A 17,832-nucleotide genomic window follows, 5' to 3' on the forward strand; every position below is an offset into this window, starting at 1 on the left:
AATGGTGCGCCAACCCGTATCAGCATACGGGAGAATTTACAGGGAAGCAAAGTTATTTTGAAACGACCATCGCCTTCAGCCGCTCTGTCAGGAAGATGCCCAGGCTGCCGTCTGCCTTCCGGTACACGAGGCAGGCGTCGAGCGAAGGTTCGCGGGCGAGCAGTTTTCTGCTTTCTTCGAACCCCATGGCGAGCAGCGCGGTATCGAAACCGTCTGCCGTGATGGCATCGGCAGCTACTACGGTAGCGCTTAAGAGGGAATCCGGTTTTGCAAGGCCGGTTTTGGGATGAATGATGTGCCGGTGGGTCTGACCGTTCTGCACATAAAAATTGCGGTAATTGCCGGCGGTAGCAATGGCGGCATCGTGAAGCCGCAGCTGTAATACTTCTTCGCCGGGCTGCGCGGGATTTTCAATGCTGACGGTATGGCTGCCGCGGCAGCGCAATTCACCGCCCACTTCGGCCACGTACGCCTGCACGCCCTGCGCTTCCAGCCACCGGGCCAGCACATCCACCGTATACCCCTGCGCAATGGCGTCGAAATCGAGGCGCACGCCGGGTTTGTTTTTGTGGACGGTTTCACCGTCGAAAGCGATGTAGCCGAAACCGACGTATTGCAGCAACGAATCCACCTGGTGCAGCCAGGGTTTGCCTGTTCTTCTGCCGTTACGGTAAGCCTCGGTGATGGGCGCCACCGTAGGGTCGAACGCGCCGTTGGTGGCGCGGTAAATTTCGGCGGAGCGTTGCAGTACGGGGTAAAAATGACCGGACTGAAACCGGAAGTCGTCGAACGCGTTAAAGGCGGACACTTCCGAATCAGTCCGGTAGGTTGACAAACACAGATCGAGGGCGGCCAGGATGGAATCCACCTGCCGGGAAAAATCCCGCTGCTGCCCATCGGTATATATCATATGCCAGGTGGTGCCCTGTGCGGCTCCTTCAATGCGGATGGCGGGCGACGGGCGGCTGCTGTCCGGCAACATCCCCCATGAGGAGAACGGCCATACCAGCGCCAGCGCTATCGTCCGCCAGGCATTCATTGTTTGCCGGTATTGGTATTCACCGCCTGTGCGGGTACTTCATCGTTCAGAATGCCTACCAGTTCCTTAAGGTGCTGTTCGTACACACCACGCGGGGAGGTTTTATATTTTTTTCCGAGGAAGGCGGCAAAACCCACCACTTCGCCCATCATCCCGCAGGTACGCATTACACGCGTACTGCCGAAGGCCACGTGCGTGGTGCTGATGTTACGCCCGGCCATGAACAGGTTGCTGATGTTCCGGGAATAGAGGCAGCGGTACGGAATGGTGTAAGGCGCCACGCGGATGTGCTTGGTGCTGGCGAAAAACTCCTGCCCTTCGAAATACTTGCTGTTCTTTTCGTTGGGGAAATGCAGGTCGATGGTCCAGGTGGCGGTCGCCGTCCCGTCCGGGTAACGTTTCCCTTCCTGGATGTCCATCTGGGTGAGGATGTGATCGCCCAGGATGCGGCGCGATTCGCGTTTGCCGCCGATGTAAGCCACCCAGGCCAGCTGGCGTTTGGCGTATTTTTCGGGTTTGTTCTTTTTCAGGTACGACCAGTTGCCGTAGATCGCACGCAGGTTGTGGTCGCGGATCTTCTCCGCATCGGTGATGGTGTTGAAGTTACCAAAACCGGTTTCCCATTCCCAGTCGGAGCGGTCCTGGTCGATGTGATATTCATCGGAGAACTGCAAGGCCCAGGGCGTTTCAGGGAAAGAATTAACGGAATCCTTTTCCACGGAAGCCCAGAGATTGGAAGTACCGAGCGTGAAACTGTCGGATTTTTCCGCAGCCAGCGATTCGCCTGTTTCCGCTTTGCTTTCACGGCCCATGCGGAAGTCGGCGCCCGCGAGGTAACCCACCGTACCGTCGCCGGTGCAATCGGAGAAGTAGGTGCCGCTGAAGCGCTGTTCCTTGTTGGTCATGATATTGCGGCCGATCACGGCAACGATGCGGTTGTTCTCTTTCTCCACTTTATGCACGTGGGTATTGAGGAACAGCGAAAGGTTCTTTTCCGCCTTGACGATCTGGATCTTGCGGTCGTCGCCATACTCAGCGCCGTCCGGGTGGCCGTTGCCGGGGTCGCCGTTGTCCATCTCGCGTACGATACGGCCGAGTTTGGGGTAATGATTTTTATCGACGTCGCCTTTGAGGTGCACCCTTACTTCGGAACTGTTGTTACCGCCGAGCACGGGTCGGTCCTGGATCAGCGCGGTTTTCAGCCCGAGGCGCGCAGCATTGATCGCCGCACAGGTGCCGGCGATGCCGCCGCCCACCACCACGAGGTCGTATTGCCCCGCATCCGCCACGTCCGATGACGTGTGCAGCGCTTTATTCCGGAATGCGTTGAGCTCTTTGAGGGTGTTCGGGGGCGTGAACTTCATTGCATCGGTGAACAGGATGGCGTCGCAACGGCCGTTGAAACCGGTGAGGTCTTTCATCACCAGCTGGGCGGACGTTTCTTTCACGTCCACCATCCCGGCGTCGTACCATTTCCATTCATCGGAGCCGTTCTCTCCGAACACTTTGCCCACCTGCTGCCCGTTGAGGTGCAGGGTGAATTTACCGGGACCGGTAGGGAACGGCGCCCAGTCTTTGGTACGCACCCACATGCGATATTTGCCCGGAGCGGGGAACTGCACGGTGGTAGCCGCATCTTTCACGGGGCGGCCCATTCCGTGCGCCATCAGGTAGGAGGAGCCGATCACTACGAACGACTGTTGGTCTACCACCCAACCGCCTTTCTGTTCAAACGATTCGGTTTCCACGTACACATGTTTCTGCGCATGCGCCGGGGCATTCATGAAAATTATCAGCAACATGCCTGTCACAAGGCGAATCCATCTTGCTTTCATATCAGTTTTCTGTTTGATGAGTGGTTTGTTCGTACCGCAGCATCTGCTGCCGTACGGTTTTATCTTTGCTGTTCATTTTTTGCAATGACGCATACATCGCCGCCGCCAGTGAAGGCTCGGCATCCGCGAGCTGCGCGGCGAGCTGCCGCTGCACCTTCCCGCTCGTTTTACCGGGCCCGGCCAGCAGCGACAGTTTGGCGTCGAACTGCTGCCGGTTGCCGGCCGTTACCGCCGATGCGATCTTTACTGCCACGGCCTCCCCCAACCGGATGCTCCCCATCTTTTTGAGAATGGCCATCTGCAGCGGGTAAGCGGCGGCGGTGTAAGTATCCCACAGCCATTGCTGTCGGGCGGGGGTAAAAAACCCGGGGTGAATTTTCTGTAGGGCGAAACGCGCGGTGAAAATGTTTTTCCCGCGGATGATGCCGGCTATATCGTTTTCGTACGCGGCTTTCACTTTGCCTTCGGCATCCATCACTTTTTCCATCGCCCAGTATTGGTAGTGATGGTTGTTGCTTTGCAGGAAATCGTGCAGCAGCGCGGGACTGCTATAACTTTCCATGATGCCGCGCATTTCCTCCACCACCCTGCCGTGCGCGAGGTGCCAGAGCGTGTAGCAGGTATACACGGCGCCTTCGATCACTTCGTTTTTGATGGTTTTGAGCGTGGCGCCGGTTTTGATATTGGCGGAATCGGAGATCTTTTCCGTACCGGTCACCACGAGATCTTCCATTTTCAGTTCGGAGAAAATGGACGTTTCGCGCAGCAGGATTTCCTGCAGCTTGGCGTACTCATGCGGCTTGAAATCGCGGTGGTCGGTTTTGGTGAGCACTTCCCCGGCCGGCATATCGAAGCGGGTGTAGTTGCCCAGCAAATCCCAGTAGAAGTTGATGTACACCGGTTTGCATTCCCCCGTGTTACAAACGGGCGTATAAATGTTCCGGAAAAAGTACTGTGGTTTGCCGCCCTCGTCCAGCATGAGGTTGAGGGTGTAGGTAGCGCCGCTGCTGTCTTTCAGCTCGAATTTGCGGACACGTTCCTTCCCTTCCCCGGCATTGGCCAGCGAGGGCAGCAAACATAATATCAACCATAACAACCGCATAGTTCCGTTCTGTTATTTATATTCCAGCCAGGCTGTGGCCGTACAATCTTTATTGGCGGTAAACCTTATCCAGCGGGCCTGTATGGCCGCGGGGAAAGTGTACCGGAACGTTTGCCCGGGCGTCACCGTTACTTCGCGGTACGGCATCCACACGCCGTTGCCGGCAGGGTCCGCCTCGATGGTAAAGGTCACGGGGGCTTTGGCATCGTGTTTCAGTTCAAGGCTCCGCTGGTCGTAAAACCCGATCAGGTAAGGATCCGAAGGCGTCCCTGCTTTTACTTCGCTGTTTTTCCAGGGCCCGCCGCGGCCGGTGGGTTTGCCCAGCTTCCAGAGATCGTCTATCACGCCGGCCCATACGGCCGCCTGTTTGTCGGCGGAGCGGATGATGTGGGCGCTGTTGCCCGCACCGGCGTCCACACCGGTCATGATCAGCAGGCCGCGGTACGACGCATAATCCTGGATGCGGAAAGCATGCGACGCAACGGGACGGATTTTTGCGTAACCGTCTGCGTTTTCGGCGGGCAGTTCGTAGAACGTACCATGACAGTTAAACAAGTCCCTTTCCGTGGCCACTTCGCGGCAAATACGCAGCGCCGCCTGGTTGGTGGGCGCGGTAAACGCATCGCTGCCGAGCGGCAACCGCCAGCGGCGGCCATTGTCGTCCGTTACCAGTACCGATGCTTCATCGATGGTGACTACTTTTTCCGGGATGGCAAATTTTTCGCGGATGAAACCGGCGGCCGCTGCATCGTTTTTCTTCACCAGCTCCATTTTTTCATTGAGTTCGTAATAGCCCAGGTCTGTAGACGTGGAACCTTTCCAATGCAAAGCGTTCATGCCTAAAGTACGTTTATTATCCCCAAGGCCGTAGATTAATCCACCACTGGTATTTGCAACCGTTCCCACCTTCGTTAAACCGTTAAAAACAGCATCCGGCACCGTTTTACGGCTGTCTTTCCCGGTATAGGCGAACCATACCGTCGCCTTTCCGCCCGTGGTTGTTTTCACCCGGATCCATTCACCGGGCTGCTGCGCATCGAACACCTGCGGTATCGCTTCACCCGCAGCCAGCGAGATGGTTTTTACCACGGTCCATTGTCCGTTACCACGGTCTGTTTCGAAAGTGAACGAAGCCGGTTCGGTACCGTTATTTTGCACCCATGCGGTACGGTGGGGCCAGCCGGCAAACAAAAACGGCTCCGACGCATCGCCGGGCTGCAGCGTTTCCTGCAGCCATACAGCGCCTTCGGCGGAGTTGGGGCCCAACTGGTCGGGCAACTGGAACGAAGTGAACCAGAGGTTGGAATTGGATTGCCCCGGCCCTTCGATATTGCCTTTCGCCTTGCGTTTGTTGAGGAACTCGCGCTGCGCTGAATCGTCGCAACCCAGTACCAGCAGGTTATTCCAGCGGGCAAAATCGCCGATCACCCGGAGGTAGGCGGTACGGGGACGAATGCCTGCCGTTTGCGCGGAGGAAAAGCTGGCGGGGAAACGCCAGAACAGACCGTGCATCGTCATCAGGTAATCGGGTTTATCCGGTGTGCCGATGTCGCGGATGCGCGGCCATTCCGTATTCCAGCCGTGCGCGCCGTCGTAGCTGTGACTGGCTTTGGGCAGGCGGTAAAAATGCCACGCGCCTTTATCGCGCACGCCCAGCAGCACCGATTTATGATCCCAGCCGGTCGCCCAGATGGGATCCGTGGCGGGATTTTTATTGCCGTGAATACCACCCGGACCGGTGATTTCCACAAACTGGTTGCGGCGCACCACCTTCCAGTTTTTGCCGTCCCATTCACTGAGCGAACCGGCTTCGATATCGAATTGTTTCAACGCCTGCGGGCCGGACTCTCCGTTGTTGGAATAAACCATCACACCCTGCCCGGAATACAGGCCCTTGCCGTGCGCGCCGGGCAACAGGTCTGTGGCCTGGTTGGCGGACGCATCGGCCCCTTTTTTCTTTTTGATGTTCCCGTCTTCATACAACATCACCGGCGCCAGCGTTTTGACGTCCACTTCATAAAACCCTTCTTCCATGGTGCCGTAATAAATTTTACCGGCAGGGTCCGTCAGATGCCGCGCGTTGCCGGTGTGACGGCCAGGCATCACCTTGTAAGGAATGGTCCGCACGGTCCCTTTCCCGTCAATCGCATAGGGACCGATGAAGAGCTGGTTGCTTTCCTTGTGCACCATCCGGTTGGCCGGTGTGCCGCCGATGCTTTCGGGGCGCACGGTTTGCTGCAGCGACGGTGAAATTTCGTAGAGTTTGTCGGAAGAGCCTTCGGGCAGATGCGGCCCGTAAGTGATCACCCAGAGTTTGCCGGCCCAGGGCACCACCGCCCCGGTACCGCACTCGCCTTCGTTATTGTACATGGCCAGGTGCGGGTATACGCCGCTGAAAGACCGCTGCTGGGAGTGGCCCAGCAGCGGTGAGAATAAAATGCTGTATGTCGCGATATATCGGAGAATGCGCATGCCTAGTAGTTCGGATTTTGAATGAGATTACTGATGAGTACTTCGGTCGACGGGATGGGCCACACGTACTGGCGGCTCTCGTCGAATTTGCGGAGGGCGATCTGTTTGATCTGGCCGGCATTGTACATGGCGGAGAAATCGGCCACGCCGTCTTCGTCAACCGGCGGAACGGACGGGAAGAACCAGAGCCCCGGGCCGGTCACTTTCGCGCGCAGGTCTGCCGGGTCGAGCAGGCCGAAATTGGGTTTGTTCAACACCTTGCCGGCGATTTTCCAGCGGATGATGTCCATGTACCGGACACCTTCCATCGCGAACTCCATTCTTCTTTCCGTACGGAGAATCCTGCGCAATGCGGTCCGGTCGGTAGTGGTCACAGCAGGGTATGATGCGGTGGCGGTGTAGGCAACGCCATACGCGCGGGCGCGCACCATGTTGATGGCGTCGAGCACCGACTGGTCAATTTCATTCAGTTCGATTTTCGCTTCGGCATACATCAGCAGCACATCGGCATACCGCACGATGATCTTGTCAGGCTCCGCCTGCCAGGAATTCAGCAGCCAGTCGCCATCCACGCCTTTCTTCCAGATCAGCCCGTTGTACGAGGCAAAAATGGCTACTGAGCGGGTGTCTTTGTTTTCCACGTATTTGTTGTCCGCCACTTTGTAAACCTTCAATGTATCCGGGTGCGGCTCGTAGGTGTAACCGAGATGGATGGTCTGGAATTCCACGATGGTGGCGGCACAGCGCGGGTCGCGGTTCAGGAAGGGTTTGCGGGGATTGAACAGCGGCGATTCATCGATCGGCAGGCCGTCTTTGCAAAGGAATGCGCAGAACAGATCCCAGGAAGGGTCCTTTGCGCCCCAGCCGCCGGCGTTGCGGGTCACATAATCCTGTAAGCCTCCCAATGTAACTTTCAGCGCCACGGAACGCGGCAACCCAAAAATCGTTTCGGGTGAATTTTTGGTTTTGGAAATAAAGAGGTTGCTGAAGTTGTCGTGGAGCCGGTACACTTTCTGATCCATGCAGGCTTTGGCCGCATCACGGGCGGTTGCCCAGTCGTTCATCTGCAGCGCAATGCGGGCTTTCAGCGCGAGCGCCGCGCCCGATGTGGCCCGTTTCAGTTCTGAAGCGGCATAGGATTTCGGCAGGTTCGCGATCGCGGAATCAAAGTCTGCGTAAATCTTTTTCAGCACTTCCGCTTTATCCATCTGTTTGAGCTTGAGGGCTTCCTCGATATCGAGCACCGCTTCGGTGTACACGATGTTGCCGTAGTGCGACAACAAACGGGAATACATGGCGGCACGCACAAAACGGGCTTCCGCGGAATAACGGCTGATCTGTGTTTGCGACAATGAGCCGGCCGCCCTGTCTACACTCTGCACCACCGCGTTGGCGCGGGCAATGGCTTTGTAGGAGTTCGTCCACCAGTTCTTCACAAAATCCGTTTCACCGTTGATGGTAGCGCCGGCAATGGGAGAAGTGGCGTCGCGGTAAATAAAATCGTCCGTCCAGTCGTCCTGGTCCGTCATCCAGAAAGCATCTTTATAGAGGCCGTTGAGCGACATCACGATTTCTTCCGGCGTGGAGTTCCAGGTATCGCCGGAGCCGTCAGACAGCGGGTTCAGATCCAGGCTCCCGCAGGAAGACATGAGCAGCAGGCCAAGCGAAGCGATGAGTATGTTGCGTTTCATGAATATCAGTTTTAGAATTTAACAGATGCGCCTATCAGGTAACTCACCGTGATCGGGTAACCCAGCGTGCTTTGCTCGGGGTCCCATCCTTTCGGGAAGTTATGCGACGAGAACAGGTCGGTAACGGTGCCGTAAATACGGACGCCCTGAACATGGGCTTTCTGTACCAGGTGCCTGGGCAGCGAATAACTGAGGTTGATATTTTTAAGGCGGAAATAAGCACCGTTGATCAGCCAGAAATCGGACACGGCGTAGTTGTTACCGGCGGAAGTATTGGTATAACGCGGGTACTTGGCCTGCAGGTTCTGCTCCGGCGTGTTGTACCGGCTCCAGGTATGCCCGTCGATGATAGCCGGGAAGGCGCCGAAGTTTTCACGGAGCGGGCGTACGATATCCTGCCCCAGCAGGCTGTTCTGTTTACCCACACCCTGCAGTACGATGCCTAGGCTCCAGTTTTTATACCCGCCCTGCAATGTGGCGCCGTAGGTGTAGCGGGGCAATGATCCCCCCAGCAGCACCCGGTCGTACTCTGGAGAAATTTTCCCATCGGGCTTGCCTTCCGGGCCGCTGATATCGCGGTAGCGGATATCGCCGGGCCGCGTGTTGGCGTTGAGCTTGGGAGATTTATCCACTTCATCCTGCGTCTGGAACAGCCCTTCGGAGATGTATCCATACCATTCGTTGAATTCGCTGCCCTGGATCTTGATCTGGTCGCCGATGAACTCGGTGCCGCCCAGATCGCCCATACGGGAGCGGAAATCGGAGAGGTTGGCGGACACGCTGTACGAGAAGTCACCGACTTTATCACTCCAGCTTGCCATAAACTCCCAGCCGGTGGTGTGCATTTTACCGGTGTTCTGATCGGGGTTGTCGAAGCCGATGAAATCGGGTATTTCCAGCGGCAGCAGCATGTCGCTCGTGGTTTTCTTGAAATAGTCCGCCGTAATGCGCAGGCGGTTATCGAGCACGTTCAGGTCAATCCCGAAGTCGGTAGAGGCCGTCGTTTCCCAGGTGATGTTGCGGATGGCGTATTGCCGCTGCGCAGCCGCCTGGCCGGACAGCACGGTGTTACCCTGGTAAAAGAGGGAATTGTTCTCGAACGTAAGAATGGCCTGGTACGGGTAGTTCCCGATCCGCTCGTTGCCGAGCGTGCCCCAGGAAGCGCGCAGTTTCAGGAACGACAGCCAGGGGGCGAGATCTTTCATGAACGGCTCCTCAGACACGATCCATCCCGCAGACACAGAAGGGAAAGAGCCCCAGCGGTAATCGGACGCAAAGCGCGACGAGGCGTCGTACCGGATGTTGGCCTGCAACAGGTAACGGTCTTTGAAGTTGTACATCACCCTGCCGAACCAGGAGCGGTAAGCGTTCTCGTAGGCCGCTCCGGCATTGTCCCTGAACTCCAGCGGACCCAGATTCAGATAAGGGTAAGAGGTGAGCAGGTATTGCCCGCGCGAAGCATCAAGATCTTCGTTGAAGGCGCGGAAATATTCATACCCGGCGAGCAGGTTGATATCGTGTTTACCGAACTTCTTGCTGTAATTGGCGAGAAACTGGATGGTGTAGCGGTAATTGTCGTCGCGGCCTTCGTCGAGCCTCGTTTCAGCCGCGTCCTGCACGTAACCGCTGACGGAGTTGGGATTGTTCCACGAGGTATACGGGATTTTACGGCGGAATACTTTGGTTTTATTGAAGTTCAGGAAGGGCGACACCACCCCGCTGAATTTAAGGCCTTCTATCGGCGTGAAATCCAGCGCCACTTTACCGCCGATCTGGTTATACCACTGGTGGTTGAAGCCGCCGTATTTCAGCTGCGCATATACGTTCGTGCCGTCTTTCCCTGCGCCCACGCGCCCGTCCGACCACATGGCCGCATACAGCGGCGGCAGGATGGCCATCCGGTAAATGGGATTCAATGTGGGCTCTTTCACCGTGGTGCGGCGGAAGTTCAGATCCACGGTCGACGACAGGTATCTGTTGATGGTGATATCATTGTTGAGACGCGCGGTGATGCGCTGATAGCTGCGCCCGTCGTACAGTGCGCCGAGATCGTCGTACCCGAAGGAAACTTTGCTGCGGATGTTTTTGCCACCCGCATTGATGCCCAGCAGGTGCGTCTGGCGCTGGGAGTTATCTTTCAGGATCATACCTCGCCAGTCTGTATTCGGATACTCATCCGGGTTCTGTGCGTTGAGCTGGTAGTAGTTATCGATCGTCGCTTTCGGATAGGTCGGGTATTCGTTGGCATTGTTGCCGTTATCATTCCAGCGGAGCTCGTTGGTGAGCTGCATATACCGCACCACGTCCACGTAGTCCGGCAGTTTGGTCGGTTTTTCGACGCCGTACTCGTAGGAATAATCCATGCTCAGCTGGTTGCCCTGCGCGCGTTTGGAGGTCACCACGATCACGCCTGCCGCCGCCCTCGAACCGTAGATAGACGCAGAGGCCGCGTCTTTCAGCACGGAAATGCTTTCCACGTCGTTGGGGTTGATGGAGTTGATATCGTCGATGGGCACACCGTCGAGGATGATGAGCGGGTTCGCCCCTTCAGACCCGATGGTGGTGATGCCGCGGATGCGGATGTTGGCCGTGGCGCCCGGGGCGCTGTTGGTGCGGGTCACCATCACGCCCGGCATAGAGCCCTGTAAAGCGGTAGAGATCTGCGCGGTTTTGCGGGCGGCCACTTCCTCTCCTTTCACAGCAGATACCGCACCCGTGAGGTCTGTTTTTTTCACGGAGCCGTACCCCACTACCACCACGCCTTCCAACGCCGTATCGATCGCCTTGGTGAGTTTGACGTCCAGCTTCTGTTGTCCGTTGAGTGCGATGCTGAATTTTTCAAACCCGATGTAAGTGAATACCAGCGTAGCTTTATCAGGCACGTTGGCCAGTTTGAATTCTCCTTTTTCATCCGTGGTGGTGCCCTTGGTGGTGCCTTCCACCATGATGGTCACACCCGGCAAAGGCTCACCCGTATCGTCGGTTACCCGGCCGGTGAGCGTTACCAATGGCGGCGGGAAGAATGCCAGCTGCGGAAAACCCTGCGGGCTCTGCACCTGTTTGCGGATAGAAATCGTTTTGTCGGTAATGGAATAAGTAAGGCCCTGGTTCTGCAGCACGTTTTTGAGCAGTGCGTCAACGGAAGCGTGCTGCACTTCCACCGTCACCGGTTTCGCCGCCTTTACCAGCTGGTTGTCGTAAAAAACGACATAGCCGGTCTGTTTGCGGATGGCATTGAACACTGTTTTCAGCTTTACATTTTTCCCTGAAAAGCTCACTGTCTGTGAATAAACCGCTGCGCTCACCTGGAGCATCGTCAGCATCATTAGCAGCCCTGTTAACTTCATCGTCAACAACATTTTGGTTGAATATCGCAGAAGGATGTCCGGATGCTCCAGACCTGCACGTGGGACAGGTAATGGCGTGGCGGCAGCCGTCCGCCCGCCGGGAGCGATAAATTTAAATTGCATACATTTGCATTGTTTGGTTGAATGAATAGGCAGTTCTAGCCGATTGTTTTGTTCATAGCCTGCCAAACGCCCGCCAGAGATGTTCGCAGCATTTCTGGCTTTTTTTTTGACAGACCGTTTTTGTTCAGTTTTCAGTTATCATAAAGCGATCATACTTTTCCTTCTTTTAGTTTTTCATTGTTCAGTTTTCAGTTATTGTAACGCGGTCCTGTGGTTCTTTCATTGTTGCGCCTGCGGTTATAATGCGATCATACTATTCACCACTGCTTCGTTTGCAGCAGCATCATACAATCATACGTTTCGTTCATTGTTGCGTCCGGTATTATTATAATACGACCATTCGTTTCTTTCATTGCTGCGCTCACGGCTATTTCAGCACGGTGATATTACGTCCTTCCACCCTGAATTTCACATCGTTTTCTTCGAGTATCTGCAATACTTTGGTCAGGGGCAGCGAGCGCTGAATCCCCCCACCGAAGCTTCTTTCCGGAATCTTACCGCCTTCATAGGATACGGTAACGTCGTACCAGTTTTCCAGCTGCCGCATCACGCTGGGCATGTCCGCGTCGTTGAACAGGAAGTAGCCGTTTTTCCAGGCCATCACTTCGTCCAGGTCTACGTTACTTTCCACGTCCATGCTGCCGGCGCTGGTTACGCGGGCCTGCTGGCCGGGGTCGAGCACGGCGCGGGAGAGGCGGCTGCTTACTTTAACGGAGCCTTCGAGCAGGGTGGTTTTCACCGCCGCCTCGCCGTTGTAGGCATTGATATTAAAATGGGTGCCGAGCACTTCCACCGTTGCGCCGCCGGCAGTTACGCGGAAAGGTTTCGACGGGTTGTGCGCCACCTCGAAGTACACTTCGCCGGAGATCTGCACGGCGCGGTCGTTGCCGCGGAAAGTAACGGGAAAGGTGATCGACGAAGCTGCGTTGAGCCATACTTTGGTGCCGTCCGGCAGGGTGAGGCGGTACTCCCCTCCCCGGGGCGTACGCATGGTATTGACGGCAGCGGGATCGGCGAAGCCGCCGTTGCCTTCATAGCTCAATTCCCCGTTGGCCTTTTTCATCACCTGTACCCGGCCCTGCTGCGCCAGCAGGCCGTTCGCCGCACTGTCGAGTGTGATGACGGTACCGTCGCCCAAAGTGAGCAGGGCTTTATTGCCGCCCGCCGGCACCTCGTTGCGGTACCGGGGCTGTTCCGCCACGTAATTGTGCTGTTCTTCCGGCTTCAGCAGGAAATAAGCAGCGCCGGCCAGCAACAACACCGCTGCTGCTGCCGCCACACTCCGCCAGCCGCCCAGCCGGTATTGGAGGTTCGTGCGCACCGCCGGGGGCTGTTTGAAGACGGCCGTGAGGATGCGGTCAGACATTTCCTCCGGCATCGCCGTTGCCGGCTGATACCCTTGCCAGGCTTCTTCCAGCAGTTCTTTTAATGCATCGTCGTTTTTTGCGTCGTCTATCCACCTGGCCAGTTCTTTTTGCTCGGCCTCCGTACAGGCGCCGGAAAAATACCTGTCCACCAGGTGTTGCAAGCGTTCTCTCAACATGGCGAGTGATTTATCTTCCTGGTAAATAGACAACCGGGAAAGAAATCATACCTAGTTCGGCGAAAAAAAATTTCAGGGTAGAAAAACAAGCATGAAAAGCAGCAGGGTACATGCTTCCGGGGAGGCGGTCAGTTGCTGGCGCAGCTGGCGGAGGGCCTCGATCATGTGATTATTGACGGTAGAAGGGGAAATATTGAGGAAAGCGGCTATTTCGTCGTGCTTCAGCCCCTGCTCGCGGCTGAGGGTGAATACCAGTTTCTGTTTGGGCGTGAGTTTGTCGAGGGCGGTGTGCAGGTGATGCTGGGCTTCTTTTTCGGACAGCTGTTCCTCGGCGCTGGACACGGCCTGCACCTGCGCCTTGCCGAGCTCCTCCAGGATAAGGGTCTCTTTCGCCATCCGTTTGAGCGAATTGATCACCCGGTTCTGGGCCATCCGGTATACATAACCGCCAAATTGTTCGATGTGAAGGAGATTTTCCCGGTCTTTCCACAGTTTCAGGAACACATCCTGGATAACGTCTTCTGTCGTTTCCGGGGAGCCGGTGGCCCGCAGCAGGAACCCGTACAGCTTGTGGCGGTACAGCCTGAATAGTGCGGCAAACGCGGCTTCATCTCCGGCGGATGCCCGTTGCAACAGCTCTTTTTCTTTGTATGCAGACTCCATGGAACAGGATGGTGGAATTTCAGAACATAACGTAGACTACCAACTAAAATTAGCAAATAACTTTGAATTCCAAATTCCTTTTTGCCCCCCTGCTACTCGAACAGACTTTTATCTATCCGGGGAATGATCTTCAGCGCATTTTTGTAATAGATCTTTTTCAATATGTCGTCCGGCAGGTTCATGCCGTACATCCGCCAGAAGGCATGGTACTTTTTGTGGTAAGGGAAATATTCGTCGGCCGTTTCGAGCACCCGGAAATAGGTGGCGTATTCCTCGGGCTGCCAGGAGTCTTTGCCGAAGAGGATCCGGTCCTGGTACTTTTCGAAAAACTGCCGGGCCATTTTGGGTTGCCGCCCCAGCTCCGCGATCACGGCGCCGAACTCCACGTACATGTTCGGCATCTGTTCCATCAGTTTGCTGAGGTGGGCGAGGTCGTTGGCGTACCAGCCGAAGTGGGCATTGATGAAAGTAGTGCGGGGATGTTTTTTGAACATGCGGTGCTCCTCGTCGATGATCTGCTGCCAGGGCGCGGGATTGTTATCGCCGCGTTTGCGGCCGGGATGGGTTTTGAGCTCCAGCCAGCGTTCGTTATTGCCGTCTTCCGGGTCCCAGAACGGTTTGGGATCCGCCGCATGGATCAGCACGGGGATTTTCAGCTCCCCGCATTTGGCCCATATCGCATCGAGGCGCGGGTCGTCGATAGCCACCCGTTTGCCGGCATTGTCTTTCACGCTGAGGCCAAGGTTCTTGAATACCTTCAACCCGTTGGCGCCGTTCTTCACGTCATTGACCAGCATCTCCACCGCTTTCTCCGTCCAGCCCTGTTCCCCGATGCCGTTAAAGCTGATGTTGGCGAACACGATGAAACGTTTCGGGGCATTGGCTTTGATATTGTCGGTCATTTTTTTCAGCCCTTCGCCGTTGCCGCCGCTCAGGTTCACCATCACCTTCATATTCAACGCGTCCATGTCTTTGAGCAGGCCGTTGAGGTTGGCGTTGCCCATCCCGTACTGGTGGTTGTGCACATCTATAAAGGGAAACTTTGATTTCTTAACAGGGTGCTCCGGCACCACCAGGGTGGACACGGGATTGTATTTTTCAAAATCCATCCCCTGGCTGCGGGCGTTCATGATACCTGCCAATAAAAGGGTGCAGGTTAGGATATTAGATTTCAGCATGCACTAAATCTATAAAAATATCCGGTACGGCGGGCGGTGAAATGATGAGCGGTTGGCATAAAAAGGGGGCTGTATCCCAAAGTGTGAGACAGCCCCCTTTTTATGCCGGTATCTGGTGGAGACCGGTCGTCATTTAAACGATCTTCAACACTACGCTATTTTTGATAGCGCCTTCCCTCCCTGACGCGGTACATCAGTTCCCGGCGCGGCGCGATTCGTCTTCGTTACCGGCTTTCCGTTCGCGGGCGCCTTCGATTTTATTATTACCGAAGCGGTAACTGAACGATACGTTCACCGTTCTGTTCTGCCAGCGGTTGTTGACATACAGGTAAATATCCCCATACTCCGTACCGCCCTTGAAGCGGTTGGAAGCAAAAATATCGTTCACGTTTACCTTGATGGTGCCTTTCTTTTTGAATATCTGTTTCTGCACACCGGCATTCATGGCCCACATCGCCTTGGCCTTGAAAATACCATATACGTTGGCCGATTCGAACCAGCCGCCCAGCTCCAGTTTGATATCTTTCGGAAGCGTGAAGGTATTGGTGGTGTTGAAGTTGTATGCGAACCGTTCGTTAGTGAATGCTACGGCGGAATCTTTGATCCGGTATTGGTTGTAGTACAGCGAGATGTTATTGCTGGTATTCCACCACTTCACCGGGTCGAAGGGAAGCGTAAGGTTCAGTGAATAGGTGTTCTGGTTGGCGAGGTTCCGGTTGGTGCTGGTCGTTACTTTCGATTCCGGGTTCAGCAGCAGGAACTCGTCGATGCCGTCGACGGTGCGGCTGTATCCCAGCACCGCGATGTATTTCTGTTTGAACATATAGGTCAGCTCCGTGTTCTGCGTGTATTCCGGCGTCAGGAAGGAGTTGCCCCGGAAGTAGGTGTACTTGTCGAGGAAGAACATGAACGGGTTCAGCTGCCCGTACCCCGGCCGGTTGATGCGCCGCGAATACGCGAGGCCCAGCTTGTGGTTGTCGGAGAATTTATGATCGATGGAGGCGTTGGGGAAATAATCGAGGTACGTTTTTTTGATCCTGTTCTTGAGCGAGATGGAATTCCCGTCGGAAGTAGTCTGTTCGAGGCGCAGGCCCGCTACGAAGTCGGTCTTTTTAAACTGCTTCTTATAAATGAGGTACGCGGCCAGTACGTCTTCCTTATAAATGAACTGGTCGTACTGCGAAGGCACCGGTTTATACACGTAATTCTCCATGGAATCGAAGCGCATGTTGTTTTCGGTTCTCACGAAGCTGGCTTTTGCGCCGGCTTCGATCTTGGATGTTTTGTTCAGCACCCGCACAAGGTCGGCCTTGATGCTCCTGATCTGTATTTCCGTATTGGGCAAAGTTCTGATGGCGCTGTGGTTGAGGGTCTTACCGTCGTGCATGTTCACCATACTGTCTGCCAGGAAGGAATACATCCTGTTTTTAAACTTCGCATAATCCGCGTCCATCGTCAGTTCGGAGCCGAGCGTATCGATCTTCCATTTATAATTCAGGTTGAAAGACAAATTTTTGAAACGGTTATTCCCATGCAGGCCGGTGTAAAGCGTGGAATCCGTGGCGCCGTGCAGCCGGGCCACCTGTGTGGCGCTGGGCGCATTGCGCCAGAAGGCGTTGGTGTATCCGCTGGCCATCACGCCGATGGTATGGTTCGGTGTGAGGAAATAATCGAACCCTGATTTCATGGAACGGTTCAGAAAATGACTGGTCTGGTACACGTCCTGCCGGAACTGCAGTGGTACATTGCCGCCCGTTCTCCTGTCCAGTTCGCGGGTATTGTAGCCGTTCCATTCACCATAGTTCAGGTTGGCGAACCAGTTGAATTTTTTGGTGCGCCAGTTGAGATTGGTGCCGGCGTTGCCGAAGATGTATTTGCCGCCGCCGAGGCTGGCGTTCACGCTGCCGTTGAAGCCGGTCAGCTGCCCTTTTTTCGTTTTGATATTGATGATACCGGAAGTGCCCGCGGCATCGTATTTCGCACTGGGACTGGTAATGATCTCGATCTGCGACACCGATTCGGCCGTCATGCTTTTCAGCAGCTCCGCCAGCGCCTCATTCGACAGATACGTCAGCTTGCCGTCGATCATTACCGTTACGCCCTGTTTCCCTTTCAGCACGAGGTTCTCATCTTTATCCACCGTAACACCGGGCGCCCTGCGCAACAGGTCCAGCACGGTATTACCGGCGGCGGTCACACTGCTTTCCACGTTGAGGATGGTTTTGCCTTCCGCCCTTTCGATGTAGGGCTTTTGCGCCGTCACCTCCACGCCTTTCAGGTTCTTCGGCGCGTTCGGCAGGGCCATTGATTTCAGGTCGATGTTCTTATTGGATTCCGTGACCTGGAATGTGGTACTGCGCTGGGTGGTATAGCCCATCTGTGATACTTCGAGGTAATATTTTCCGGCTTTTATTTTTTCGATCAGGCATTTGCCTTCTTCATCGCTCATCTGTCCTTTTACAAGGGCGGAATCCGCCGCGGCACGCACGGCCACGCTGGCAAAGGGAAGTGCTTTCCCGGCAGCGTCCGTGATCTTCACGGTGATGCGGCCGGAGGGTGCTTCCTGCGCGAATAGGGTCGAGGAGATGAAGCACAGCAATACTCCCAACAATAGACATTTTTTCATAAACAGTTCCGGGTTGAATGGCTACCGGCATTTTTGGGGCAAACGGCCGGTATATTAAAGCTAGGTCATTCACTTTGTTCGTCCCCATTCAATAAAGACGACCGGCTGTAAAAAAGGTTGCAGGGTTACGTTTTAATTTCGAAGGTAAACGGGTTATCCGGCTAAAAATCGATTTAGCCGGTCACTAGAAAAGATGAAGCGATCGGAGCAATT

Annotated in this window: 10 protein-coding genes; all 10 read right to left on the minus strand. The window is 55.4% G+C overall.

What is annotated here, in order from left to right:
- Positions 1–52 precede the first annotated feature (52 nt).
- Complete coding sequence (locus tag EGT74_RS19620) at positions 53–1,039, minus strand: FAD:protein FMN transferase (protein ID WP_123848261.1); 987 nt, start codon at positions 1,037–1,039, stop codon at positions 53–55.
- Positions 1,036–2,874 carry an FAD-dependent oxidoreductase gene (locus tag EGT74_RS19625; RefSeq protein ID WP_123848262.1) on the minus strand — a complete coding sequence of 613 codons (1,839 nt, stop codon included), beginning with the start codon at positions 2,872–2,874 and terminating at the stop codon, positions 1,036–1,038. Before EGT74_RS19625 ends, EGT74_RS19620 begins: the two co-directional genes overlap by 4 nt.
- A gap of 1 nt (position 2,875) precedes the next feature.
- On the minus strand, positions 2,876–3,976 hold the full coding sequence (locus EGT74_RS19630; protein WP_181954761.1) for a hypothetical protein: 1,101 nt from the start codon (positions 3,974–3,976) through the stop codon (positions 2,876–2,878).
- A 12-nt stretch (positions 3,977–3,988) separates the two neighbouring features.
- Positions 3,989–6,448 (minus strand): hypothetical protein, encoded by a 2,460-nt coding sequence (locus EGT74_RS19635; RefSeq protein ID WP_123848263.1) that lies wholly within the window; start codon positions 6,446–6,448, stop codon positions 3,989–3,991.
- A gap of 2 nt (positions 6,449–6,450) precedes the next feature.
- Entirely contained in the window at positions 6,451–8,139 is a 1,689-nt protein-coding gene (locus EGT74_RS19640; protein ID WP_123848264.1) for a RagB/SusD family nutrient uptake outer membrane protein, read from the minus strand.
- An 11-nt stretch (positions 8,140–8,150) separates the two neighbouring features.
- Complete coding sequence (locus EGT74_RS19645) at positions 8,151–11,486, minus strand: TonB-dependent receptor (RefSeq protein ID WP_123848265.1); 3,336 nt, start codon at positions 11,484–11,486, stop codon at positions 8,151–8,153.
- Positions 11,487–11,976: 490 nt separating this feature from the next.
- Positions 11,977–13,152 carry a FecR family protein gene (locus tag EGT74_RS19650; RefSeq protein WP_123848266.1) on the minus strand — a complete coding sequence of 392 codons (1,176 nt, stop codon included), beginning with the start codon at positions 13,150–13,152 and terminating at the stop codon, positions 11,977–11,979.
- A 72-nt stretch (positions 13,153–13,224) separates the two neighbouring features.
- Positions 13,225–13,815, minus strand: coding sequence for an RNA polymerase sigma factor (locus EGT74_RS19655; protein WP_123848267.1), 591 nt, complete (start codon positions 13,813–13,815; stop codon positions 13,225–13,227).
- 92 nt (positions 13,816–13,907) lie between these two features.
- Positions 13,908–14,945: an amidohydrolase family protein gene (locus EGT74_RS19660; protein WP_246008258.1), complete on the minus strand. Its 1,038-nt coding sequence runs from the start codon at positions 14,943–14,945 to the stop codon at positions 13,908–13,910.
- A 241-nt stretch (positions 14,946–15,186) separates the two neighbouring features.
- Positions 15,187–17,619 carry an outer membrane beta-barrel protein gene (locus tag EGT74_RS19665; protein WP_123848269.1) on the minus strand — a complete coding sequence of 811 codons (2,433 nt, stop codon included), beginning with the start codon at positions 17,617–17,619 and terminating at the stop codon, positions 15,187–15,189.
- Positions 17,620–17,832 lie beyond the last annotated feature (213 nt).

It is taken from the genome of Chitinophaga lutea (assembly GCF_003813775.1).
In the GTDB taxonomy this organism is placed as follows: Bacteria; Bacteroidota; Bacteroidia; order Chitinophagales; family Chitinophagaceae; genus Chitinophaga; species Chitinophaga lutea.